General features: G+C 74.8%; 21 protein-coding genes and 2 riboswitches. Of the genes, 12 read left to right on the top strand and 9 right to left on the bottom strand.

Annotated elements, in window-relative coordinates; all coding sequences use genetic code 11:
- Positions 1-47: 47 nt before the first annotated feature.
- The 6 genes from CPE01_RS12610 to CPE01_RS12585 all read left to right on the top strand — a co-directional run bounded on the left by CPE01_RS12610 (position 48) and on the right by CPE01_RS12585 (position 5,232).
- Entirely contained in the window at positions 48-482 is a 435-nt protein-coding gene (locus tag CPE01_RS12610; RefSeq protein WP_146807163.1) for a TFIIB-type zinc ribbon-containing protein, read from the top strand.
- A gap of 100 nt (positions 483-582) precedes the next feature.
- A complete protein-coding gene (locus CPE01_RS12605) occupies positions 583-1,773 on the top strand; it encodes a ThiF family adenylyltransferase (protein ID WP_146807162.1) in 1,191 nt (396 codons plus the stop codon).
- A gap of 193 nt (positions 1,774-1,966) precedes the next feature.
- Positions 1,967-3,328, top strand: coding sequence for a molybdopterin molybdotransferase MoeA (locus tag CPE01_RS12600; protein ID WP_146807161.1), 1,362 nt, complete (start codon positions 1,967-1,969; stop codon positions 3,326-3,328).
- Positions 3,325-3,798, top strand: a complete 474-nt coding sequence (gene moaC, locus CPE01_RS12595) for a cyclic pyranopterin monophosphate synthase MoaC (RefSeq protein WP_146807160.1) — start codon at positions 3,325-3,327, stop codon at positions 3,796-3,798. The genes CPE01_RS12600 and moaC overlap by 4 nt, the downstream gene beginning before the upstream one ends.
- 1 nt (position 3,799) lies before the next feature.
- Positions 3,800-5,002, top strand: a complete 1,203-nt coding sequence (locus CPE01_RS16810) for a DUF6457 domain-containing protein (protein WP_246783922.1) — start codon at positions 3,800-3,802, stop codon at positions 5,000-5,002.
- On the top strand, positions 4,999-5,232 hold the full coding sequence (locus CPE01_RS12585; RefSeq protein WP_146807159.1) for a MoaD/ThiS family protein: 234 nt from the start codon (positions 4,999-5,001) through the stop codon (positions 5,230-5,232). The genes CPE01_RS16810 and CPE01_RS12585 overlap by 4 nt, the downstream gene beginning before the upstream one ends.
- Before the next feature lie 37 nt (positions 5,233-5,269).
- Here CPE01_RS12585 and moaA read toward each other — a convergent pair whose 3' ends face one another.
- From moaA to CPE01_RS12570, 3 genes are read right to left on the bottom strand one after another with little or no spacing between them, the layout of a single operon-like run.
- Entirely contained in the window at positions 5,270-6,346 is a 1,077-nt protein-coding gene (gene moaA / locus CPE01_RS12580) for a GTP 3',8-cyclase MoaA (RefSeq protein ID WP_371862007.1), read from the bottom strand.
- Positions 6,343-6,711, bottom strand: a complete 369-nt coding sequence (locus tag CPE01_RS12575; RefSeq protein WP_371862006.1) for a molybdenum cofactor biosynthesis protein MoaE — start codon at positions 6,709-6,711, stop codon at positions 6,343-6,345. Before CPE01_RS12575 ends, moaA begins: the two co-directional genes overlap by 4 nt.
- 41 nt (positions 6,712-6,752) lie before the next feature.
- Complete coding sequence (locus CPE01_RS12570) at positions 6,753-7,232, bottom strand: MogA/MoaB family molybdenum cofactor biosynthesis protein (protein ID WP_246783921.1); 480 nt, start codon at positions 7,230-7,232, stop codon at positions 6,753-6,755.
- A gap of 273 nt (positions 7,233-7,505) precedes the next feature.
- Positions 7,506-7,595, top strand: a riboswitch (glycine riboswitch).
- Between the two features lie 187 nt (positions 7,596-7,782).
- Between CPE01_RS12570 and gcvP the strand changes: the two genes are divergently transcribed.
- From gcvP to CPE01_RS12545, 5 genes are all read left to right on the top strand, one after another.
- A complete protein-coding gene (gcvP, locus tag CPE01_RS12565; RefSeq protein ID WP_146807157.1) occupies positions 7,783-10,740 on the top strand; it encodes an aminomethyl-transferring glycine dehydrogenase in 2,958 nt (985 codons plus the stop codon).
- A gap of 55 nt (positions 10,741-10,795) precedes the next feature.
- Positions 10,796-11,956 (top strand): glycine cleavage system aminomethyltransferase GcvT, encoded by a 1,161-nt coding sequence (gcvT, locus tag CPE01_RS12560; protein WP_146807156.1) that lies wholly within the window; start codon positions 10,796-10,798, stop codon positions 11,954-11,956.
- Positions 11,957-11,990: 34 nt separating this feature from the next.
- Positions 11,991-12,362: a glycine cleavage system protein GcvH gene (gene gcvH, locus CPE01_RS12555; protein WP_146807155.1), complete on the top strand. Its 372-nt coding sequence runs from the start codon at positions 11,991-11,993 to the stop codon at positions 12,360-12,362.
- 287 nt (positions 12,363-12,649) lie between these two features.
- Positions 12,650-12,880, top strand: coding sequence for a helix-turn-helix domain-containing protein (locus CPE01_RS12550; RefSeq protein ID WP_146807154.1), 231 nt, complete (start codon positions 12,650-12,652; stop codon positions 12,878-12,880).
- 141 nt (positions 12,881-13,021) lie between these two features.
- Positions 13,022-13,429 (top strand): (deoxy)nucleoside triphosphate pyrophosphohydrolase, encoded by a 408-nt coding sequence (locus CPE01_RS12545; RefSeq protein ID WP_146807153.1) that lies wholly within the window; start codon positions 13,022-13,024, stop codon positions 13,427-13,429.
- Between the two features lie 38 nt (positions 13,430-13,467).
- Here the strand turns inward: CPE01_RS12545 and CPE01_RS12540 are convergent, their stop codons facing one another.
- Positions 13,468-14,601 carry a MalY/PatB family protein gene (locus CPE01_RS12540; RefSeq protein WP_246783920.1) on the bottom strand — a complete coding sequence of 378 codons (1,134 nt, stop codon included), beginning with the start codon at positions 14,599-14,601 and terminating at the stop codon, positions 13,468-13,470.
- 84 nt (positions 14,602-14,685) lie between these two features.
- Here CPE01_RS12540 and CPE01_RS16930 point away from each other — a divergent pair, with 84 nt between their 5' ends.
- A complete protein-coding gene (locus tag CPE01_RS16930; RefSeq protein WP_281285121.1) occupies positions 14,686-14,820 on the top strand; it encodes a hypothetical protein in 135 nt (44 codons plus the stop codon).
- Positions 14,821-14,937: 117 nt separating this feature from the next.
- Here the strand turns inward: CPE01_RS16930 and metE are convergent, their stop codons facing one another.
- The 5 genes from metE to CPE01_RS12515 form a co-directional block, all read right to left on the bottom strand.
- Positions 14,938-17,268, bottom strand: coding sequence for a 5-methyltetrahydropteroyltriglutamate--homocysteine S-methyltransferase (gene metE / locus CPE01_RS12535; protein WP_146807152.1), 2,331 nt, complete (start codon positions 17,266-17,268; stop codon positions 14,938-14,940).
- Positions 17,269-17,327: 59 nt separating this feature from the next.
- A complete protein-coding gene (locus CPE01_RS12530; RefSeq protein WP_371862005.1) occupies positions 17,328-18,371 on the bottom strand; it encodes a methylenetetrahydrofolate reductase in 1,044 nt (347 codons plus the stop codon).
- 39 nt (positions 18,372-18,410) lie between these two features.
- A riboswitch (SAM riboswitch) is annotated at positions 18,411-18,507 on the bottom strand.
- Between the two features lie 154 nt (positions 18,508-18,661).
- Positions 18,662-18,847: a hypothetical protein gene (locus CPE01_RS12525; RefSeq protein WP_146807151.1), complete on the bottom strand. Its 186-nt coding sequence runs from the start codon at positions 18,845-18,847 to the stop codon at positions 18,662-18,664.
- 171 nt (positions 18,848-19,018) lie between these two features.
- Positions 19,019-19,666 carry a DNA-3-methyladenine glycosylase I gene (locus CPE01_RS12520; protein WP_146807150.1) on the bottom strand — a complete coding sequence of 216 codons (648 nt, stop codon included), beginning with the start codon at positions 19,664-19,666 and terminating at the stop codon, positions 19,019-19,021.
- A 165-nt stretch (positions 19,667-19,831) separates the two neighbouring features.
- Positions 19,832-24,451 carry a DUF3418 domain-containing protein gene (locus CPE01_RS12515; RefSeq protein ID WP_246783919.1) on the bottom strand — a complete coding sequence of 1,540 codons (4,620 nt, stop codon included), beginning with the start codon at positions 24,449-24,451 and terminating at the stop codon, positions 19,832-19,834.
- Between the last annotated feature and the right edge of the window lie 5 nt (positions 24,452-24,456).

Raw genomic sequence — 24,456 nt, 5'->3', positions numbered from 1 at the left:
TCGCTCGTTGGTGTGACGTCAGCTGACCTACCTCTCAGGAGCGCGCCATGAAGTGCCCCGTCGACCAGGCCGAGCTCGTGATGTCCGAACGGCAGGGCGTCGAGATCGACTACTGCCCGAGCTGCCGTGGCGTGTGGCTCGACCGCGGCGAGCTCGACAAGATCCTCGACCGAGCCGCCGCGCAGGCGGCGTCGTCGACCCCCGTCCCCGGGTCCGCCGTCCCGCCCACCGCAGCGCCGCCCGCCCCGGCCTACGGCACGCCGCCCGGCGACACGCGCGCCGCCTACCCCGACCCGCGCTTCGCGGAGCCTCGCCGCGACGAGCGCGGGTACGACGAGCGCGGCTACGGACGCCGGCCCGACGACGCGCGCTACGACGAGCGGACGCGCTACGGGTCGTCGGACCCTCGCTACGACGACCCTCGCTACCGCCGCAAGAAGAAGCGTGAGTCGTGGCTGGGCGACCTGCTCGACTTCGACTGACCCAGCCACGTCACCCGACGCACCGCCGCCGGCGTGTGCTCCAGGAGGGGGCGCGGTGGCCGGAGCGATCGCTGGGGTCGGCGGGACGTAGGTTGGGGGTGTGGGGATTCCAGCGCTCGTCGAGCCGGTGGCGGAGCTGACCGCGGAGCAGATGGCCCGCGGCTCGCGGCACCTGCTGCTGCCGGGGATCGGGCTCGTCGGGCAGCGCCGCCTGCGGTCCGCGCGCGTGTGCGTACTCGGTGCCGGTGGCCTCGGCGCGCCCGTGCTGCAGTACCTCGCCGCGGCGGGCGTGGGGACGCTCGGGATCGTGGACGACGACGTCGTCGACGTGTCGAACCTGCAGCGACAGGTCATCCACGGCTCGTCGGACGTGGGGCGGTCCAAGGTGGACTCGGCCCGCGACGCGGTGCACGACCTGGACCCGAGCATCGTCGTCGTCCCGCACCCCGTGCGCCTGACCAGCGACAACGCGACCGAGATCCTCGGCGGGTACGACCTCGTCGTCGACGGCACCGACAACTTCCCGACGCGCTACCTGGTCAGCGACGCGGCCGCCGAGCTCGGCATCCCCGTGGTGTGGGGCTCGGTGCTGCGGTTCGACGCGCAGGTCTCGGTGTTCTGGTCCGCGGCGCCCGGCGGCGGCGTCACGTTGCGGGACCTGTTCCCGGTCGAGCCGCGGCCCGACGAGGTGCCCTCGTGCGCGGAGGCCGGCGTGCTCGGTGCGCTGTGCGGTCAGGTCGGGTCGCTCATGGCGACGGAGGTGCTCAAGCTCGTGTGCGGGCTGGGCGAGCCATTGATCGGCCGGGTGCTCGTGCTCGACGCGCTGCGCTCGCGGTGGACCGAGGTCCCGCTCGCGCCGTCATCACGCGCGGCCGCCTCGTCGCCTCCGGGAGCACCGAGAGCGCGGGCGGCGCGATGGCCCGAGGCGGTCGCGGTCGCACGTCCCTCGCCGAGCACCGGGTCGGCCGGGGGCGACGACGACGTGCCGCTCGTCGGGGTCGACGAGCTCGCGGCGCGCCTCGCGGACCCGGACGACGAGGTCGTCGTCGTCGACGTGCGCGAGCCGCACGAGATCGCCGCCGCCGCGTTCCCCGGTGCCGTGCCCGTGCCGCTCGCGACGGTGCTCGACGGCTCCGCGCTGCGCGCCTGGTCGCACGGGCCGCGAGTGGTCGTCGTGTGCCACGCGGGGGCGCGCTCGCACGCGGCGGCGCAGGTGCTGCGCGCGGCGGGTGTCGACGCGTCGAGCCTGACCGGCGGCATCGTCGCCTGGCGCTCCCGCACCCCGGCCTGAGCCGTCGCGCACGGCCCTCGCTGCCTCGATGCGATGTGGCGGATCGCGGGCGTGAGAGGCGAGCGTCACGCGGCGAGAGGTGGGGAGCGTCACGCGGCGGGAGGCAGCGGAGCGTCACGCGGTGCGGGGCTGGGTGGCGTGCCGCGTGGGGGTGTGGGCGTGGGACGATCGGGCGACGACGAGAGGGGTACACGTGCGGGGGCTCGACGAGCACCGGGCGGCGACGCTCGCGCTGGCGGCGCCGCTGCCGGCCATCGAGGTCCCGCTGCTGGACGCGCTGGGGCTGGTGCTCGCGGTCGACGTGACCACACCGTCGGCGCTCCCGCGCTGGGACAACTCGGCGATGGACGGCTACGCGGTTCGCGCGGCGGACGTCGCGACGGCGGGCGCGGACGGCCCGGTCGCGCTGCGCGTCGTCGCGGACGTCGCGGCGGGGTCGCCCGACGAGCCCGTGGTCGCCCCCGGGACGGCGGTCCGGATCATGACCGGTGCGCCCGTGCCTCCCGGTGCGGACGCGGTGGTGCCCGTCGAGCAGACGACCGTCCCTGACGACGGGATGCGAGCCGCCACGACGCACGAGCCGGCCGCCCACCGGTGGGCGGGTCCCGGCACGCACGTCGAGGTGCGGGCGGCGGTCACGCCCGGGGCGCACGTCCGACGAGCAGGCGAGGACGCGGTCGCAGGCGACACCGTGCTGCGGGCGGGCGACGTCGTCGGTCCGGCGCACGTGGCCGCGGCGGCCTCGGTGGGCCGCGCGAGCCTCGTCGTGCACCGACGCCCGCGGATCGCCGTCGTCTCGACGGGCGACGAGCTCGTCCCGCCGGGTGCCGAGCTGCGCCGCGGCCAGATCCCCGACTCCAACTCGTGGCTGCTCGCGGCGGCCGTGCGCGACGCGGGCGCGGACGCGCTGCGGCTCGGGCCGGTCCCCGACGACGCCGACGCGCTGCACCGCCTGCTCGTCGCGCTCGACGCGGGCGAGCACGGCACCGTCGACGGGATCGTGACGTCCGGCGGGGTCAGCGTGGGCGCGTTCGACGTGGTCAAGGCCGCGCTCGCCGACGAGCCCGGGGTCGAGTTCGTGCCCGTCGCGGTCCAGCCGGGCAAGCCGCAGGGCCTGGGTCGACTCCCCGGCGGCACCCCGATCTGGACGCTGCCCGGCAACCCTGTGAGCTCGTACGCGTCGTTCGAGGTGTTCGTGCGGCCCGCGATCCGCCGGATGCTGGGCCTGGCCGAGGTGGAACGCCCGCGCACGCTCGCGGTGGCCGACGAGGGCTGGCGCACCCCGCCCGGCCGCGCACAGCTCATGCCGGTCCGCCGCATGCCCACCGCCGGCACGCCCACCGCCGGCACGCCCACCGCCGGCACGCCCACCGACGGTGCGCCCGCCGGCCCGGCCCCCGCCGCCGGCGACCGGCCACGCGTCAGCCGCGCCACCGCGCGCGGGTCGGGCTCCCACCTCGTCGCGCGGCTGGCGCTCGCGCACGGACTGGCGATCGTGCCCGCCCACGTGGACGAGGTCCACGCCGGCGACACCCTGGAGGTCTTCTGGACATGAGCGAGTTCACGCACCTCGACGCGAGCGGCCACGCACGCATGGTCGACGTCACCGAGAAGCAGCCGACGGTCCGGTCCGCGACCGCGTCGGGCCTGGTCGCCTGCGGGCCGGAGGTCGTCGCCGCGCTGCGCGACGGGTCCGTCCCCAAGGGCGACGTGCTCGCGGTCGCGCGGATCGCGGGCATCGCGGCGGCCAAGCGCACGCCCGAGCTGCTGCCGCTCGCGCACGTGATCGGCGTGCACGGAGCGGTCGTGGACCTGTCGATCGACGACGACGGCGTCCGGATCGCCGCGACCGTCCGCACCGCCGATCGCACGGGTGTCGAGATGGAGGCGCTCACCGCCGTGAGCGTCGCCGCGCTCGCGGTCGTCGACATGGTCAAGGGGCTCGACAAGTCCGTGCGCATCGCGGACGTGCGGCTCGAGGCGAAGACGGGCGGCAAGTCGGGCGACTGGCACCGGGAGTCCTGACGTGCCCGACGAGCCCCGTCCCCACGAGCCGCGTCCCGACGAGGGGCGCGGCGCGTGGGACGCGATCGTGCTCGCGGGCGGTGCGGGACGACGGCTCGGGGGTGCCGAGGCGGGGGTGGTGAAGCCCGAGGTCGTCGTCGCGGGGCGCGCGCTCGTCGACCACGTGCTCGCGGCCGTCGCGGGCGCCCGCCGACGCGTGCTCGTCGCGCCCGACGCCCAGGTCCGCCCGGGCGTGCTCATGGCGCTGGAGGACCCGCCTCTCGGCGGCCCGGTCGCGGGCATCGCCGCGGGTGTCGCGGCCCTCGACGCGCATCCCGCGCACACGCCGCCCGCCGGACCGGACGACGGAGCCCTCGGCGAGGACCAGGACCGTCGGCACCACGAGCGAGCCGGTGGACAGGGGAGCGATCCGGGGGGCGTGGACAGGCGCGCCACGACGGCCGCGAGCGACGCCGACGACGTGGTCGTCGTCCTGGCGTGCGACGTGCCGCGCGCGGGTCTGGCGGTGCCGGCGCTCGTCGCGGCCGCTCGGCGGCCTGACGTGGACGGGGCTCGGCTCGTGGACGACGAGGGCCGGCCGCAGCACCTGGTCGCGGCGTACCGGCTCGGTGCGCTCCGCCGCGCGGTCGCTGCCCTGCGTGACGGGCAGGGCGGGGTGCGCGACGCATCGGTCCGCCGCCTCGTCGCGCCCCTGACGTTCGCGGACGTCCCGGACCCGGGCGGTGCCGCGGCCGACGCCGACACGTGGCCCGCGGTGCACCGCCTGGACGCGGAGCTCACGCTCGCGCAACGCCCCGCCTTCACCGAGCGCGCCCCGACGCCCGCGGGCCGGGTCGGCGCCCCTCTGGGTGGGGAAGCGCTCGCTGAGCGAGCGGAAGTCCACCCGGACGATGGCACGATCAGGGGATCAGCCCCGGGAGTGAAGGAGCGCGCTGTGAGTGATCCTCGTCGTGGGCCGGGCGCCGACCTGCCGGAGTGGGTCGAGCACCTGGCGAGCACCCTGACCGTCGACCCGGCACTCGTGGACGTCGACCGCATCCTGGCGCTCGCGGGCGAGGTCGCGCACTCGGTCGCGCGTCCCGCGGTGCCGATCTCGATGTTCGTCGCCGGCCTGGCCGCCGCGGGGCGCACGCCCGACGAGATCGCGGCGCTCCTCGCGCGGGTCGAGACCGCGGCGCAGGCGTGGGGCGAGGAGCGCGCGTGATCACGGTGCGCTACTTCGCCGCCGCCGCGGAGGCCGCGGGCCGCGACGACGAGCAGGTCCCGGCGGGCAGCGGCGACGCCGTCCGCGCCGCGTTGCTGACCCGGCACCCGGCGCTCGAGCCGATCCTGGGCCGCTGCGCGCTGCTGGCGGACGGCCGCCGCGTGGGGGCCTCCGACGACGTGCCCGCGGGCGCGACGCTCGACGTCCTGCCGCCCTTCGCGGGCGGCTGACCGCCGCAGGTACGACGCGTGCGACGCCCGTGTCGCGTCAGCCGCCGATCGCGCTCATGGGGCGGCGGGGCTGCAGGAACGTGGGGTCGTCGATGTCGTGACCGGCCTTCTTGCCGGCCAGGCACTGCCGGTACGCGGCCGCCAGGCCCTCGTCGACCAGGTCCGCGGACGCCTCGGACCGCAGGACCTCGCGCGTGTCCACCTCGGTCTGCGAGAACAGGCACGCGCGCAGCTGCCCGTCGGCGGTGAGCCGCAGCCGGTCGCACGCCCCGCAGAACGGCGCGGACACCGACGCGATGACGCCCACGGTCGCCGGTCCGCCGTCGACGTGCCACAGCTCGGCGGGCGCGGCGCCGCGCCCGGGGACCTCGGTCAGCCGGAACGCCCCGCGCAGCCGCTCGAGGATCTCGGCCTGCGTGACCATCTCGGTGCGGTCCCACGTGTGCCCGCCGTCGAGCGGCATCTGCTCGATGAACCGCATCTGGTACCCGCGCTCGACGGCGAACCGGGTCAGGGCGACCACCTCGTCGTCGTTGACCCCGCGCATCGCGACGGCGTTGATCTTCACGGGGTGCAGTCCGGCGGCGTCGGCGGCGGCGATGCCGGCGAGGGTCTCGACGAGCTTGTCGCGGCGGGTCAGCTCGGTGAAGCGCGCACGGTCGAGCGTGTCGAGGCTGATGTTGACGCGCGTGAGCCCGGCGTCGCGCAGGGGAGCGGCGAGCGCGGGCAGCCGCAGCGCGTTGGTGGTCAGCGACACCTCGACGGGCGCGCCGTCGGGCGTGGTGAGGGCGGTGAGCCGACGCACGACGTCGACGACGTCGACGCGCAGCAGCGGCTCCCCGCCGGTGAGCCGGATCTCGCGGATGCCGAGGTCGACGCCCACGCGGGCGACGTGGACGATCTCGGCGGTGCTGAGCATGGTCGAGCGCGCGAGCCACGGGACGCCCTCGGCCGGCATGCAGTAGGTGCAGCGCAGCGAGCAGCGGTCGGTCAGCGAGATGCGCAGGTCGTGGTGCGCGCGCCCGAACCGGTCGACCAGCGTGCCGCGCGGGATCGCCGGAGCGGCGTCGGCATCGCGCGTGCCGGGGGTACCGCTGGGCAGGTTCGTCGTCACAGTCCCACCCAGTGGTGCGTGCCGTCCGCGAGCAGCTCGCGCTTCCAGACCGGCAGCTCGGCCTTGACCGTCTCGACGAGCCGACGGCACGCGTCGAACGCCTCGGCCCGGTGCGCACCGGACACGGCCGCGACGATCGCGGCCTCGCCCACCCGCACGTGACCGACCCGGTGGCTCACGGCCACGTCGAGCACGTCGTCGTCCGAGGCGACGTCCGCGGCGATCCGCTCGAGCGTCGTCGCGGCGTCCGGGTGGGCGCTGTACTCGAGTCCGACGACCTCGCCGACGACCGACGGGTCGTGGTCGCGGACCAGCCCGACGAACGTCGCGACGGCCCCCGCACGCGAGCTGGACACATGTTCCACGTGAAACAGCAGGTCAAGCGGCTGGTCCGTGACGGTCGCGATCACGCGTGATCACCACCCTGGACCTGGCTCAGCAGGTGGGGCAGCAGCGGCAGCAGGACGACGAGCCCTTCGCGGACGCCGCCGGTGGACCCGGGCAGGTTCACGACGACCACGCCCTCGGCGGTCACGCCCGCGAGCCCGCGGCTCAGGGTCGCGGTCGGGACGTCCGACGAGCGGCGCAGCAGCTCGGGGATCCCGGGCAGCTCCTTGGCGAGCAGGGGCCGCGTGCCCTCGGGCGTCTCGTCGCGCGGGGAGACGCCCGTGCCGCCGGACGTCACGACGACGCGCGCCCCGCCGGCGATCGCGGACGTCACCGCGTCGCGGACCGAGGACGCGCCGTCAGGGACGACGACCGGCGACGGCACGGCGTAACCGGCCGACCGCAGCAGCTCGACCGCCGCAGGCCCCGACCGGTCCTCGCGCGTCCCGGCGGCGCAGCGGTCGGAGACCACCACGACGACCGCACGGGGTTCGCTCACCCGGCCAGGCTAACCACGCGCGCGCACGGGGCGCCCGCCGTCTCGCCGTGGAAACGTCCCGTCGGCCGTGGAAACCCGACGCGCGTCGTGCGGCCCGGGACGGGCCCGGCACCCGAGAGGACCGGCTGCGCCGGCCGCAGCCGGGGCGGGGTAGCGGTGCCGCGCCCGTGACGCATCCGTGGACGGACCGCTGCACGCGACGACGAGCGGGTAGCCTGGCACCAGCGTCGTCGGCCGGTCCCGGTCGTGACGGCGACAACTGAACACGCTGCTCGAACCGAGGCGGGAGAGTCCCGCACAGGCGGGCGCCGAAGGAGCAACCCTCCCCGGGAATCTCTCAGGCCCCTGTACCGCCACGGCGAGGCAACTCTGGAAAGCGGCCGCCCCGCACGGGACGGCCCACCGACGGTGCAAGTCGGCGCGCCCCGGGCTGGACCCCCAGCCATGGCGGACCGGCAAAACTCTCAGGTCGTCGCGCCTAGCGACGGATGACAGAGCGGGGAGCCCACCACCCGTCCCGGCCCCGGCCGGACGACCCCCGGAGCAGCCCGTGTCGATCGCCCCGCCCCCCGTGGGCACCCCCCGGACCCCCACGCACGCGCCCGCCGCGGAGCAGTTCGTCGACCGGCACGTCGGCCCCCGCGGCGACGACGTCGCGCGCATGCTCGCCGCGGTCGGGTACGACGACCTCGACGCGCTGATCGACGCCGCGGTGCCGGAGTCCATCCGCAGCGGCCGCCCGCTGGACCTGCCGGACGCGCGCGACGAGCACGAGGTGCAGGCGGCGCTGCGCGCGATCGCGGACAAGAACCAGGTGCTGCGCCCGATGATCGGCCAGGGCTACGCGGGCACGATCACGCCGCCGGTGATCCGCCGCAACGTGCTGGAGTCGCCCGCCTGGTACACGGCGTACACGCCGTACCAGCCGGAGATCAGCCAGGGCCGGCTCGAGGCGCTGCTCAACTTCCAGACGATGGTCGAGGACCTCACCGGCCTGGCGATCGCGAACGCCAGCCTGCTCGACGAGGCGACCGCGGTGGCCGAGGCGGTCGCGCTGATGTGGCGCGTGCACCGCGGCAAGCCCGGCACGGTCGTGCTCGACGACCAGCTCTTCGACCAGTCGCTCGCGGTGACGGTCGGGCGCGCGCAGGCGATCGGGCTGCCCGTGGTGGTGGCGGACCTGTCCCACGGGCTGCCGGACGTCGAGGGCGACCTGATCGGGCTCGTCGTGCAGCAGGTGGCCGCGTCCGGGCAGGTGCGGGACCTGCGCGACGTGGTCGCGGCGACGAAGGAGCGCGGCGGCCTGGTGACGGTCGCGGCCGACCTGCTGGCGCTCACGCTGCTGACGTCGGCGGGGACGCTCGGCGCGGACGTCGCGGTCGGCTCGGCGCAGCGGTTCGGTGTCCCGCTGTTCGGCGGCGGCCCGCATGCGGCATTCATGGCGGTCCGCACCGGCCTCGAGCGGATGCTGCCCGGCCGGCTGGTCGGGGTGAGCATCGACGCGGACGGCGCGCCCGCGTACCGGCTCGCGCTGCAGACGCGTGAGCAGCACATCCGCCGTGAGAAGGCGACGAGCAACATCTGCACCGCGCAGGCGCTGCTCGCGATCGTCGCGTCGATGTACGCGGTGTACCACGGCCCCGACGGCCTGCGGGCGATCGCGGACCGCGTGCACGCCCGCGCGCACCGCCTCGCGGAGCTGCTCGCCGAGCACGGCGTCGAGGTCGAGCACGACGTCTTCTTCGACACGATCCGCACCCGCGTGCCGGGTCACGCGCGCGAGGTCGTCGCGCACGCCGCGCGCCTGGGCGTCAACCTGTTCGCGCCCGACGACGACCACGTGCAGGTCGCGTGCGACGAGACGACGACGGCGGCGGACTACGCGCCGGTGATCGCGGCGTTCGCGCTCGCGGGCGTCACGACGCTCGAGGTGTCGGAGGACGGCGACGTCGACCTCGGCTTCGTCGCGCAGGACCGCCCCAGCGTTCCGCTGCCGGACTGGGCGACGCGCACCGACGAGTACCTCACGCACCCGGTCTTCCACCTGTACCGCTCCGAGACGGCGATGCTGCGCTACCTGCGCCGCCTGTCCGACCAGGACCTCGCGCTGGACCGCACGATGATCCCGCTGGGCTCGTGCACCATGAAGCTCAACGCGACCGCGGAGATGGAGCCCATCTCCTGGCCGCAGTTCGCCGACGTGCACCCGTACGCGCCCGCGGACCAGACCGCCGGGTACGACGAGCTCGTCACGCAGCTGCAGGACTGGCTCGCGGAGATCACGGGGTACGCGGCCGTGTCGGTGCAGCCCAACGGCGGCTCGCAGGGGGAGTTCGCGGGGCTGCTCGCGATCAAGGCCTACCACCACGCGCGCGGTCAGGCGCAGCGCGACGTGTGCCTCATCCCGGCCTCCGCGCACGGCACCAACGCGGCCAGCGCGGCGCTCGCGGGTCTGCGCGTCGTCGTCGTCGCGACCGCCCCCGACGGCGAGATCGAGCTCGACGACCTGCGCGCGAAGCTGGAGCAGCACGGCCCGCAGGTCGCCGCGATCATGATCACGTACCCCTCGACGCACGGCGTCTACGAGGAGCACGTGCGTGAGGTGTGCGGCCTGGTGCACGACGCGGGCGGCCAGGTCTACATCGACGGCGCGAACCTCAACGCGCTCGTCGGCCTGGCCCGCCCGGGCGAGCTCGGCGGCGACGTGAGCCACCTCAACCTGCACAAGACGTTCTGCATCCCGCACGGCGGCGGCGGTCCGGGCGTGGGTCCCGTCGCGGTGGCCTCCCACCTCGTGCCGTACCTGCCGGGTGACCCGACGACGAGCCCGACGCGCCCGTCCACCGAGGCCGACCCCGCGGTGCACGTGCCGCCCGTGTCCGCCGCGCGGTGGGGCTCGGCGGGCATCCTGCCGATCTCGTGGGCGTACGTCGCGCTCATGGGCCCCGACGGTCTGCGCCGCGCGACCGAGGTCGCGGTGCTCGCCGCGAACTACCTCGCGACCCGTCTGCGCGAGCACTTCCCGGTGCTCTACACGGGCCCGAACGGGCTGGTGGCGCACGAGTGCATCCTCGACCTGCGCGAGCTCACCAAGGCCACGGGCGTCACCGCCGAGGACGTCGCCAAGCGCCTGCAGGACTACGGGTTCCACGCTCCGACGCTCGCGTTCCCCGTGCCCGGCACGCTCATGGTCGAGCCGACCGAGAGCGAGGACCTGGCCGAGCTCGACCGGTTCGTCGACGCGATGATCGCGATCCGCGCGGAGATCGACGAGGTCGCCGCGGGCACGTGGCCGCTCGAGGACTCGCCGCTGCGCAACGCGCCGCACACGGCCGCGTCGGTCACCGCCGACGAGTGGACGCACGCGTACAGCCGCGAGCGCGCCGCGTACCCGGTGGCGAGCCTGCGCCGGGACAAGTACTGGCCGCCGGTGCGCCGGATCGACGGGGCCCGCGGGGACCGCAACCTGGTCTGCTCGTGCCCGCCGGTCGAGTCCTTCGCCGAGTGACCGTCCCGACCGTCCCGACCCCCCCGATCCGTACGACGAGAGCACAGGAGCACGCATGAGCGAGCACGAGGCCACGCGTCGGTCACCCCTGCACGACGAGCACGTCGCGCTGGGCGCCGCCCTCACCGACTTCGCGGGGTGGCAGATGCCCCTGCGGTACGGCTCGGACGTCGCGGAGCACACCGCGGTGCGCACCGCCGCCGGCCTGTTCGACCTGTCGCACATGGGGGAGCTGTGGGTCACGGGGCCGGGCGCGGGTGACGCGCTCGACCGCGCGCTCGTCGGGAACCTCACGGCGCTCGCACCGGGCCGCGCGCGCTACACGATGATCTGCGCCCCCGACGGCGGCGTGCTCGACGACCTGGTCGTGTACCGCCTGGCCGACGACGACGCGGGCGCCCGCTACCTCGTCGTCGCGAACGCCTCCAACGTGGCCGTCGTGCGTGCCGCGCTCGCGGAGCGGTTCGCGGGGCGTGACGACGTGACGCTCGCCGACCGCTCGTTCGAGACCGCCCTGGTCGCGGTGCAGGGTCCGCGGGCGGAGGAGATCGTCGTGGGGCTCGTCGACGACGCGAGCGAGGCCGACGCGGTGCGCGCGCTGAAGTACTACGCCTCGGTGCCCGCGCGCGTCGTCGGGATCGACGCCCTCGTCGCCCGGACGGGGTACACGGGCGAGGACGGGTTCGAGCTGTTCGTGCCCGCCGAGCAGGCCCCCACGCTGTGGCGCGCGATCCTCGCCGCCGGGACGCCTCTCGGTCTCGTGCCCGCGGGCCTGTCCGCGCGTGACTCGCTGCGCCTCGAGGCAGGCATGCCGCTGTACGGCAACGAGCTCGACACCACGACGACGCCGCACGACGCGGGCCTGGGCCGCGTCGTCAAGCTCGACAAGGTCGACGCCGAGGGTGCGCCGCTGCCGTTCGTCGGTCGCGAGCCGCTCGCCGCGCGCGCCGCGTCCGCCCCCGCGCGCACGCTCGTCGGGCTGCAGGGTCTGTCGCGCCGCGCCGCGCGGCACGGCTATCCCGTGGTCACCGGCTCGGGCGCGGTCGTCGGGACCGTGACGTCGGGTGCGCCGTCACCGACGCTCGGCCACCCCGTCGCGATGGCGTACGTGACGCCCGAGGTGAGTGCCGAGGGCACCGACCTGGCCGTCGACGTGCGCGGACGGCACGAGCCCGTCCGTGTCGTCCCACTTCCCTTCTACCGCCGCGAGCGGTAGACCTCCTCCTAGACGACGAGATCGGAGCACCTCCATGACTGACCTCCCCGCCGACCTGAAGTACACGCTCGAGCACGAGTGGCTCACCGACGGCAGCCCGGCGACCGTCGGCATCACGTCGGTGGCAGCCGAGGCCCTCGGCGACATCGTCTACCTCGAGCTCCCCGCGGTCGGCGAGACCGTCGACGCCGGCACGGTGATCGGTGAGATCGAGTCGACCAAGTCCGTCTCCGAGCTGTTCTCGCCCGTCTCCGGCACCGTCGTCGAGGTCAACACGGCCGCCGTGGACGACCCGTCCGTCGTCAACGGCGACCCGTTCGGCGCGGGCTGGCTGCTCAAGGTCGACGTGACCGACGTCGGTCCGCTGCTCACCGCCGAGGAGTACGCCGCCCACGCGGCCGGCTGAGAACCGCCGGGCGGGAGGACCGTCCGGCGCGTCGGGGAGAGGTCGCGTCCGTCAGGACGCCACATGGTCCGATCGGGTGAAGCCCGGGGCCGTTGCGGGGTCGGGTGTATCAGGCAGGCGACCCCGCGTTCATTGTGGGCACAAGCGGGACGAACCGCGGGTGCGATCACGGTGAGAAAGAAGTCGGACGAAACGGCGTCATGAACGCGCCGCCGGCTGCTCTCATCCGACGAATGACCCGCGGATGCTCGGCAAGGCCGAGCCCGTGCAGCCGATCGGAGGACAAGATGAGCATGCTGGAGACCACCGGGACCGTGACGGTCGCGGAGACTCTCACCCGTCGTGAGCGCGTGGTGCTCGCCGAGCTTGCCGAGGACGTCACGCTCGAGGAGATCGCCACCCAGCTCTTCGTCACGCGCAACACCGTGAAGTCGCAGGTGCGCAGCGTCTATCGCAAGATCGGCGTGTCGACCCGCGCCGAGGCCGTCGCATGGGCGGAGGCGCACGGCATCCGCTGACCTCTCCCTCCCCCGGCTGCACGCCGCTCCACCCACGCCGCTCCACGACGAACGGCGGTCTCCGCTCCGGCGGACACACCCGACCGGCCCGCTCCCTCCAGGGCGGGCCGTCGTCGTGCCCGGGCTGGCAGACTTCGCCGCATGGGACCCGTGCTCGTCGTGGCCGCTGCGATCGTCGACGACCTCGACGCCCCGTACGAGATGCTTGCCGCTCGCCGCGCGCGGCCCGCGAGCCTCGCCGGACGGTGGGAGTTCCCCGGCGGCAAGGTCGACGACGGCGAGTCGCCCGTCGAGGCGCTGCACCGGGAGATCCGCGAGGAGCTGGGGGTGCGGATCACGCTGGGCGACGAGGTCGTCGGCCCTGACGACGGTGCCTGGCGCCTGTCGGAGAAGTACGTCATGCGCCTGTGGTGGGCCGAGCTCGCGAGCGGCACGCCCGAGCCGCTGGTCGAGCACGACGAGCTGCGGTGGCTGCCCAAGGCGCACTGGATGGACGTGCCGTGGCTCGACGCGGACGTCCGCATCGTCGAGGCCCTGCACGGGACCTGACCGCGCCCGCCCCTCAGCCGGCCCGCGAGGGGCGACCCTCAGGCCAGCACCGAGGCGATGCGGCCGATCGCCTCGGTGAGGATCGCGGGGGACGTCGCGAAGTTGAGCCGCACGTGACCGGTGCCCGGTGAGCCGAACGTCGGTCCCGGGTTGAGCGCCACGCGCGCCTCCTTCAGCAGGCGGCGGCCCGGGTCGGGGTCGTCCGGCACCTGGGTGCGCAGGTCGAGCCACGCGAAGTAGGTGGCGGCACCGGGGACCCAGCCGACGAGCGGCAGGTGCTGGTCCAGCAGCCCGCGCAGGTGGGCGCGGTTCTCGCGCAACGAGCCGCGCAGCGCGTCCAGCCAGGTGTCGCCCTCGGTGAGCGCGGCCGCGTGCACGAGCACCGGCACGTGCCCGACGCCCATGAAGACCAGGTCGGAGAGCCGCGCGAGGTCGGCCAGTGCCTCGGGGCCGGGCACCGCGAGGGCCGCCTTGAGCCCCGCCAGGTGGAACGCCTTCGACGCCGAGTGCAGCGCGATCGCGTCGGGGATCACGGTCGTCGCGGACACGAACGTGCCGTCGAGCGTGAGCGGCGCATGGATCTCGTCGGACACCACGCGCACGCCGTGCCGTGCCGCGAGCTCGCCCACCGCGCGCAGCTCGTCGCGGGTGTGCACCACGCCCGTCGGGTTGTGCGGGTGGCACAGCAGGTACCCGGCACGACGCCCGTCGGCGCGCGCCCGCGTGAACGCGGCGTCGAGCGTCGCGAGGTCGAGCCGGCTGTCCTCGCCGAGGTCGGCGGTGAGCACGCGCCGCCCCGAGCGCTCGACGAAGTCGCGGAACGGCGGGTACACGGGCGGGTTGATGACGACCGCGTCCCCGGGGTCGGTGAGCAACGACAGCACCTCGACCGCACCCTGCATGACGTCGGGCACGAGCGCGATCGTCGTCGGGTCCACGGTCCAGCCCCAGCGTCGCTCGGCGAACCCCGCGAACGCCTCCTGGTACGGCCGGTCCGCGGGGTAGCCCGTGTCGCCGCGGCGCACGACGTCGGCGAGCGCGCGCTGGACCGGCTCGCACAGGCGCACGTCCATCTCGGCGACGAACAGCGGCAGCACGTCCGCGGGGTAGCGCCGCCACTTCTGGCTCGTGCGGCTGCGCAGCTCGTCGAGGGGCACGTCGAACAGACTCACCCCCGCGACGTTACCCAACCGGCGATCCCGCCCTGTCCCCAGGCAGCGCCCCAGGCGTCCGGTTCACCGCTGCGGTCGTCTCCCATGGACGCGAGCACGCTGCCGCCCGAGCTCGGGACGCCCGAGTGGTGGTCGGTGTTCCTCACGTCGTCGGCGCTCGCGCGCGTCGCCGCGGCCCGCGACGTGGAGATCATGCGTCTGATCCTCAAGGGCGCCTGAGCGCCGGGGATCCCGCGCATCGTCCGACCTCTGACCTGGCCGTCGTGTCGGCGTGCGCCCGGGACGACGAACGGGCCGGCCCACCCGTGAGGGGGACCGACCCGTTCGCGACGTGCGTCAGAGCGTGGCGCGGACCGTGCGGGTCGCGGCCAGGATGCGCTCGAGCGAGGGCGTGACCTCCTCGTAGCGACGCGTCTTGAGGCCGCAGTCCGGGTTGACCCAGAGCTGGTCGACCGCGATCGCCTTGACCGCGTCGGTCAGCAGCTCGGTGACCTCCTCCTCGGAGGGGACGCGCGGCGAGTGGATGTCGTAGACGCCCGGGCCGACCGCGCGCGGGTAGCCCGCCGCCGCGATGTCGCCGAGGATCTCCATCTTCGAGCGCGCGGCCTCGATGGACGTGACGTCGGCGTCGAGGCCGTCGATCGCGCCCATGATCTGGCCGAACTCCGAGTAGCACAGGTGCGTGTGGATCTGCGTGTCAGAGCGCACGCCCGAGGTCGCGAGCCGGAACGAGCGCACCGACCAGTCGAGGTAGTCGGCGTGGTCCGCCTCGCGCAGCGGGAGCAGCTCACGCAGCGCCGGCTCGTCGACCTGGATCACCGCGATGCCCGCGGCCTCGAGGTCCGCGATCTCGTCGCGCAGCGCCAGGCCCACCTGGTTGGCGGTCTCGCGCAGCGGCTGGTCGTCGCGCACGAAGCTCCACGCGAGGATCGTCACCGGGCCCGTGAGCATGCCCTTGACCGGCTTGTCGGTGAGCGACTGCGTGTACGTCGTCCAGTCGACGGTGATCGGCTTCGGGCGCGACACGTCGCCCCACAGGATCGACGGACGCGTGCAGCGCGAGCCGTACGACTGCACCCAGCCGTTGCGCGTGACGGCGAAGCCGTCGAGGTTCTCCGCGAAGTACTGGACCATGTCGTTGCGCTCGGGCTCGCCGTGCACCAGCACGTCCAGGCCGATCCGCTCCTGCAGCTCGACGACGCGGCGGATCTCCGCCTTCATCTCCTCGACGTACTGCTCGTCGGTCAGCTCGCCCTTGCCGTGCGCCGCGCGAGCCTTGCGGATCTCGGGCGTCTGCGGGAACGAGCCGATCGTCGTCGTCGGCAGCGGCGGCAGGTCGAGACGCGCCGCCTGGGCGATCTTGCGCTCGTCGAAGTCGCCGCGCTGGAACGCGTCGTCGGTGAGCGCCGCCGTGCGCTCGCGCACCTCGGGCCGCACGACGCCCGGCGCGCCACGGCGCGACGTGACGGCGTCGGTCGCGGCGAGCAGCTGCTCGTGGATCGCCTCGCGGCCCTCGGACAGGCCCTCGGCGAGCGTGACGACCTCGACGACCTTCTGGTCGGCGAACGCGAGCCAGCTCTTCAGCGCGGGGTCGAGGCCCGGCTCGTCGGCCGTGTCGTGCGGCACGTGGAACAGCGACGTCGAGGTGCCGACCGTGACGGCACCAGCGCCCAGCACCTCGAGCTGCTCGAGGACCTGCAGCTTGGCGTCGAGGTCCGCACGCCAGATGTTGTGGCCGTCGATCACGCCGGCGACGAGCGTCTTGTTCTCCAGACCGGGGACGGCCTCGGTCGGGACCGAGCCCTTGACGAGGTCCAGGCCGATCGCCTCGACGTCGGTCGCGGCGAGCACCGGCAGCGCCGCGCCCAGGTCGCCGTACGGTGCGGCGACGAAGATCGCGGGACGCTGCGGGCGGGCCAGCTCGGTGGCGAGCGCGCGGTACGCCTCGACGGTCGCGGCGAGCAGGCGCTCGACCGGCACCTCGATGCTCTCCGAGACGAGCGCCGGCTCCTCGAGCTGCACCCACGTGGCACCCGCGGCCGCGAGGTCCTGCAGCAGGTCCGCGTACACCGGGAGCAGGTCGGGCAGGCGGTCGATCGGCGCGAAGTCCTTCGGCGCGCCCTCGGTCGCCTTCGCGAGCGCCAGGTAGGTCACCGGGCCGACGATCACCGGACGCGTGAGCACGCCGTCGGCGAGCGCCTCGACGAACTCGGCGACGGGGCGCGTGCCGACGTAGCGGAACTCGGTCTCGGGGCCGATCTCCGGCACGAGGTAGTGGTAGTTCGTGTCGAACCACTTGGTCATCTCGAGCGGCAGGTCGTCGCCGCGGCCGCGCGCGACCGTCGAGTAGCCCGCGAGGTCGAGCGAGCCGTCCTCGCCGACGAGGTCCGCGAAGCGCGCGGGGATCGCGCCGACGACCGCACTCGCGTCGAGCACGTGGTCGTAGAACGAGAACGCGCTCGGGATCGCGGGCGCATCCTTCGGCAGACCCAGCTCGACGAGGCGGTCGCGCGTGCGGCGACGCAGCTGCGCGGCGGTCGCCTCGACCTCGTCGGCCGTCGACCGGCCGGCCCAGAACGCCTCGATGGCCTTCTTGAGCTCGCGGCGCGGCCCGATGCGCGGGTAGCCGAGCACGGAGCCGGTCGGGAACTGCGGGGTCTCGCTCATCAGGGTCCAGCCTTCGTGTCGTGGTGGTGCGGGGTTTCGGGGGACGTGGACGGGCCGCGTCAGCGGGCCTTGCCGTCCAGCTGCGCGCCCTCGAGCAGGTCGAGCGCGGCCTCGTGCTTGTTGTACGTGTAGACGTGCACGCCGGGTGCGCCGCCGTCGAGGATGCCCTTGACGAGGTCGACGCCCGCGCGTGTGCCGATGCGGTGCTGCGTCAGCGGGTCGTCCGCCGCGCCCAGCGCGTCCAGCAGGTCCCGCGGCACCGGGACGCCCGTGAGCTCCTGCGTGCGCAGCAGCCGGGCGGGGTCGGTGAGCGGGATGATGCCCGGGATGATCGGGATGACGACGCCCGCGTCGCGCGCCTCGGCCACCAGGCCCAGGTACGCCTCGGCGTCGTAGAACACCTGCGTGATCGCGAAGTCCGCGCCGGCCTCCTGCTTGGCCAGCAGGGACGCGACGTCCTGCGCGCGCGTGCCGCCCGTCGCTGCGTTGCCGCGCGGGAAGGCGGCGACCGCGACGGACAGCGGACGGACCCGGGCGCGCACGGCCTGCGCCGGGCTCGCGCCGCAGCGGCGGGACTCGATGTCCCGCAGGAGCCCGACGAGCTCGCTCGCCGTCTCCAGGCCCTCGGGGTGCGCCTGCCAGTCGGTCTGGCCCGCGGGCGGGTCGCCGCGCAGCGCGAGGAACGAGCGCACGCCCTCGTCGAGGAACTCCTCGACGATCGTCGTGATCTCGTCCCGGCTCGTCCCCACGCACGTGAGGTGCGCGATGGGGGACAACGACGTCTCGCGCAGCAGGCGCGAGACGAACGCGCGCGAGGTCTCCCGCGTCTTGCCCGACGCCCCGTACGTCACCGAGACGAAGTCCGGGTGGAGCGACTCGAGCTGGCGCACGGTCTCCCACAGACGCGGTGCGGCCTGCGGGTTGCGGGGCGGGAAGAACTCGAACGAGAGCGTCGGGCGGTCGAGCGTGCCCAGGGGGCGCGGCTCGGGCGCCACGTGGGTGCCGGACGAGGCGCTCGTGCGCGGCTCGCCGCTCGCGCCGTCGGCGGGCGCTCCAGCGGGCCGCGGCTGCGCCACGGGCGGGTGCACGGTCGCGGCGCTCACGCCAGCGGTCCGATCAGACACAGGGTCTGCGACATCTCGACTCCATCGGTCCTGGCGGAAGCACCCACACCCTCGTCGCGGAGGGGGGTTGCTGCGGCGTCGACGAGCCAGGTCTCTCGGCCGCTCTGGATGGTTGACGGGATCGTAGGCCGGGAGCCCACATGCTGACCACGATTTCTCACGTGGCGAGACGGCAGGGTCGCGGAGCGGACACCGGGCGGGGCCGCCGCGTGCCGCCGGGTAGCCGGCCTGGAGGACGGCAGGAGCGGTCGCGCCGCCGGAGCCGAAGGTCAGGCGAGCGGGCGCGGCCGCTGGTGGGGGATCTCGCCCCAGGTCAGAGCGCCGGCGCCGAAGGAGAGCAGGCCGGCCTCGACGGCTTCGAGGACGTTGGCGTCCGGCGCCTGGACCTCACCGAGGGCCTCCCGAGCGCCGAGCACGGCGTCGAGCCGGGCGTCGGGTTCGGGCATGTCGGTCATGCGCGGAACTGTAGCCGCGCGCCTCGACGAGGCGAAGTCCCGGCGCGCCGTTCACCCGCGCGGAGCACCCGGGCGCTCGACCTCCGTTCGGACGGTGCACCGGAGCCTGTCTCCCAGGGCAACTACTTCTCACCGTCGGCCGGCCACGGTGCCCTGCAGCGACGGTGCTGCTCAGGCGGTCGACGCCGCCGAGGGGCAGGACGCCAGGTGGTCGTCGACCAGCCCGCACGCCTGCATCGCCGCGTACGCGGTGGTCGGGCCGACGAACCGGAACCCGAGCGACTTGAGCTCGCGTGCGAGCGCCCGCGACTCGGCGGTCGCGGCCGGCACGTCTGCCCACGTCGTCGGCCGGACGCGCTGCGTGCGGTCGGGTGCGAACGACCAGAACAACGTGTCCAGCGTCCGGCCGGACTCGTGCAGCGCGAGCAGGGCCCGCGCGTTGGCGATCGTCGCCTCGATCTTCTGCCGGTTGCGCACGATGCCTGCGTCGCCCAGCAGGCGCTCGACGTCGTGCTCGTCGTACCCGGCGACCACGGTCGGGTCGAAGCCCGCGAACGCCGCACGGAACGACTCACGCTTGCGCAGCACGGTGATCCACGACAGACCGGACTGGAACCCCTCGAGCGCGATGCGCTCGAACAGCGCCTCCTCGCCGTGCACCGGGACGCCCCACTCCTCGTCGTGATACCGCTCGTACAGCGGGTCCCCGTCGCCGAAGCACCGCCCGACCACGACGGGCCGGTCCGTCGGCACGGCACCTGTCGGCTCGGCGAGGGCTGGTGGGGCGGGCGGGGTGCCGACCGTCGCAGTGTCGTCCATGCGGGGGAGTCTGCCGTGCCACGCCCACACGCGGGAGCCCTGCGCCGTGACCTGTGGACGACGACGGGTCAGCCGGCCGACCGCGCGCGCTCGATCGCAGCGCTGGGGGTGTCGCGCCCCACTGGTGATCCGGGCCTGGCGTGCGGCGGCCGGAGCGCGCCTGGGTCAGGTGAGGGTGGCGAGCTGTTTGCGGATGCGCTGGGGCGAGATGGGCGTGGGCGTGCCGAGCTGCTGCGCGAACAGGCTGACGCGCAGCTCCTCGAGCTGCCACCGCACCGCCGCGACCTGCGCCGGGTCGGCCCCCGCCGCGGCCGCGAGCGCGTTCTCCAGGTCGTGGACCTGCCACGCGAGGTCCGCGTCGCGCGCGGGGTTCTCGGCGGCCTTCGCCAACCGGTAGCGCGCCGCCCGCAGGTAGCGCGGCAGGTGCACCAGGCGCTGCGTCCCGGTCTCGACGACGAAGCCCGCGTGCACCAGCCCCGCGGCCTGGGCCCGGACGTCCGACGCGGTGGCCAGCAGCGCGAGGCTGGTCGTGCCCTTGAGCTCGACCTCGAGCTCGCGCCACGCGGTGAGCACGTCCACGAGCGTCCCGACGAGCGCGTGCACGCGGTCCTCGAGCAGGTCGCGCAGGTAGGTGCGCAGCGCGGCGTAGTCGGCGGGCGTGCGGATGTGCTGGGGCGAGCGGCCGTCGTCCGCCGGGCGCGTGCGCAGGTGCTCGTCGACGAGCGCGTCGATCGCGGCGAGCTGCACGTCCTCGACGAGCGCCTCGCGGCTCGGGTACGGGTTCGCGGCGAGCGCGAGCGCCTGCGCACCCGTCCACCGGGACGTCACACGGCCTGCCGGGAGCCCGACGTCGAGCAGGAGCAGGCGGCGCAGCCCGGCGCGCGCGGTGGCGGGCCGCGCGGACTCGTCGGCCAGGGTCCGGACGGACACCGAGGACGCCCCGCCGGCGCGCTCCTCGACGAGCGACGGGTACGCGCGCACGATCGTCGCTCCCGACCGGACCTCGACCACCTCGGGGAGCGTCAGCTCGTCGGGCCAGGTCGTCAGGCCCGTCCGCGTCACGCTCTCGGCGAGCGTCGCCACGTCCGACGAGCCCGTTCCCGACGAGCCCGTTCCCGACGAGCCCGTTCCCGACGAGCCCGTTCCCGACGAGGTGCGGCCCGCGTCCGCGCCCGACGCACCCGGGGCCGCACCCTCGACGGAGTCGCGGCCGCGACCCCGCGGCGTGGGACGCGCGGGCTCGGTCGTCAGCCCCGCCTCGCGCATGGCCTGCCGGAGCGCGGCCTTGACGGCGGTGTCGACGGCGTCCTGCGCGCGGTCGGCGAGCCGGTGCTGCAGCGCGGCGAGGTCCTTGCCCTCGTCGACCACTCCACCACGGTCGCCGACGACCCGGAACGTCATCCGCAGGTGCGCGGGCAGGCGCTCGTCGTCGAACGCGTCCGCGGGCACGTCGACGTCCCGCACGGCCCGGACGGCGGAGCGGAACGCGTCGTGGAACGAGGGCGCGGCATCGCCCGCGCGCACCGTGTCGGACCAGGACGCGGTGTGCGCGCGCAGCCACTGCGCGACAGCGCTGCCCACGTCGGGTGCGGGGACGAGCTGCACGCGCACGGGCTTGGGCAGGGCGCGGATCGTCGCGACGACGAGCTCGTCGAGCAGACCCGGGACCATCCAGCCGAACCCGTCGGGGGTCAGCCGGGGGAGCTGCGCGAGCGGGATGTGCACGGTGACGCCGTCGGCCTCGGTGCCCGGCTCGAACTGGTAGGTCAGCGGGAGCGACAGGTCCCCCTGCGGCCAGCGCGACGGGAACGACGACTCGTCGATCGCGCCGGCGTCGGACGAGACGAGCAGCTCGCGCGAGAAGGTGAGCAGGTCCGGGTCGCGGCGGCGCGCGGTCTTCCACCACTGGTCGAAGTGCCGTGCGGAGACGACGTCGTCCGGGACCCGCTCGTCGTAGAAGTCGAACAGCTCGTCCTCGTCCGCCAGGAGGTCCGCGCGGCGCGCGCGGGCGGCGAGCTCGCCCGCCTCGGCGAGCAGACGCCGGTTCTCGTGGAAGAACTGGTGGTGCGTGGTCCACTCGCCCTGCACGAGCGCGTGCCGGATGAACAGCTCGCGCGCGGCCTCCGGGTCGACCTTCGCGTACAGCACGCGACGCCCCGCGACGACCGGCAGCCCGTACAGCAGCACACGCTCGGTGCACGTCGCGGCGCCCTGCTTGGTGGACCAGGCCGGGTCGGAGTACGTGCGCTTGACCAGGTGCGCGCCGAGCTCCTCGGCCCACGCGGGGTCGATCCGCGCGACGTCGCGCGCCCACAGGCGGGACGTCTCGACGAGCTCGGCGGCCATGACCCACGCGGGCGGCTTCTTGGCCAGGCCCGAGCCGGGGAAGATCGCGAACCGCGCGCCGCGCGCGCCCAGGAACTCGTTGCGGCCGCGGCGGTCGGGCTTGCCCTGGGGGCGCTTGTCGCCACGACGAGCAGGCGCGGCGACCTCGGTGGCCTCCTGCATGCCGACGTGCGAGAGCAGCCCGGACAGCACCGAGCGGTGGATCGCGTCGGCGTCCCACTCCTGGCGCAGCTCGCCGCGCCGCGGCCCGCCGCCCGCCTGCTCGTCGGCCTGGCCCGAGGTCCCGCCGGGAGCGGCGCCGGCGGGTGCGCCCCCGGCGAGCTCGGCAGTCTCGCGCGAGCTCGGCAGTCCGGACTGCCGAGCCGGCTCCGCCGTGCCGAGCTCGCCGCGGCCCCGTGAACGGTCCGCCCCCGGCAGCTGCTTGGCCAGGTCCTTGAGCTGCGTCACCACGTCCTGCCACTCACGCACGCGCAGGTAGTTGAGGTGCTCGCTGCGGCACAGCCGGCGGAACGCGTTGCCGGACAGCTCGCGCTGCTGCTCGCGCAGGTAGGTCCACAGGTTGAGGTAGGACAGCAGGTCGGACGTCGGGTCGGCGAACCGCGCGTGCAGCGCGTCGGCCTTCTCGCGCTCGTCGGCCGGCCGTTCGCGCGGGTCCTGGATGGACAGGGCGGCCGCGACGACGACGACCTCGCGCAGCACCCTGTGCCGCGCGGCCTCCACGACCATGCGCGCGAGCCGCGGGTCGACCGGCAGCAGCGCGAGCGCGCGGCCCGTCTCGGTGAGCCGCGTCCCGTCGGGGCCCGTCTCGATCGCGCCGAGCTCGGTCAGGAGCTGCACGCCGTCGCGCACCGCCCGCACGTCGGGCGGGTCGACGAACGGGAAGTCGACGACGTCCTCGGGGGTCGCCGCGACGCCCACCGCGATCATCTGCAGGATCACGGACGCGAGCGACGTGCGCAGGATCTCCGGCTCGGTGAACCGGTCGCGACGCTCGAAGTCCTCCTGCGAGTACAGCCGGATCGCGATGCCGTCGGCCACACGGCCGCACCGCCCCGAGCGCTGGTTCGCCGACGCCTGGCTGATCGGCTCGATCGGCAGCCGCTGCACCTTCGTCGCCTTCGACCAGCGACTGATGCGCGCGGTACCCGGGTCCACCACGTACCGGATGCCCGGGACGGTCAGCGACGTCTCCGCGACGTTCGTCGAGAGCACCACGCGGCGGCCCGGGTGCGACGCGAACACGCGGTGCTGCTCGGCCGCGGACAGCCGCGAGTACAGGGGCAGCAGCTCGACGGCCTGCGGGTGGCGTGGGTCGGTGACGCGCGTGCCGAGCGAGGCGCGCAGCGCGTCGGCCGCGTCACGGATCTCCCGCTCGCCGGACAGGAACACCAGGATGTCGCCCGGCCCCTGCGCGCACAGCTCGTCGACCGCCTCGGTGATGCCCGTCATGAGGTCGCGCTCGCGGACGGGCTGACGCGCAGGTCCACGGGACGACGAGGCCGCGGCCGACGCGCGTGCACCGCGTCCCCGCGCGTCGCCCCGGGGCGACGACGGGGCGCGGCGACCGGTGCGCTCGTCCGGCTCGTCGAGGTCGTCCTCGTCGCCGACGCCCAGCGCGTCCGGCGACAGCGGGCGGTACCGCACCTCGACCGGGTACGTGCGGCCCGTGACCTCGACGACCGGCGCCGGCACACCCTCGGGGTGCTCGGGCGTCGGGGCGCTCGCGAAGTGCCGTGCGAAGCGCGCCGAGTCGATCGTCGCCGAGGTGATGATCACCTTGAGGTCCGGGCGGTGCGGCAGCAGACGCGTGAGGTACCCGAGCAGGAAGTCGATGTTGAGGGACCGCTCGTGCGCCTCGTCGATGATCAGCGTGTCGTACGCGAGCAGCAGCGGGTCGCGCTGGATCGCCGCGAGCAGGATGCCGTCGGTCATCACCTTGACGAGCGTGTGCTCGCTCGAGGTGTCCGTGAACCGCACCTGGTACCCGACGAGCTCGCCGAGCGGCGTGCCGACCTCCTGCGCGATGCGCTCGGCGACGCTGCGCGCCGCGATGCGCCGCGGCTGGGTGTGGCCGATCTGCCCCGCGCGTCCGCGGCCGAGCTCGAGCGCGATCTTCGGCAGCTGCGTCGTCTTGCCCGAGCCGGTCTCACCCGCGACGACGACGACCTGGTGGTCGCGGATCGCGGCGGCGATGTCCTCGCGGCGCGCACTGACCGGCAGCTCGGCGGGGTAGGTGATCGGGGGGAGGACGGCGGCCGCACGGGCCTGGGCCGCGCGTGCTCGTCGTGCCGCGCCCGTGCCCTGCTGCTCCGTGCCCCCGTCCGCCCGGCGGGCCGCACCACGCCGTGGGCGGCGCTGCGCCGACGGTTCGCCCGGGCGACCGGGCGCGCGGCGGGGACTGTCCGCGCGGTCCGGGTGCTGGGGCTGGTCGGTGGTCACGACGT

It is taken from the genome of Cellulomonas persica (assembly GCF_007989825.1).
In the GTDB taxonomy this organism is placed as follows: domain Bacteria; phylum Actinomycetota; class Actinomycetes; order Actinomycetales; family Cellulomonadaceae; genus Cellulomonas; species Cellulomonas persica.
The sequence above is the reverse complement of the archived record's forward strand: the minus strand, read 5'-3'. Positions and strand labels throughout refer to the sequence as shown.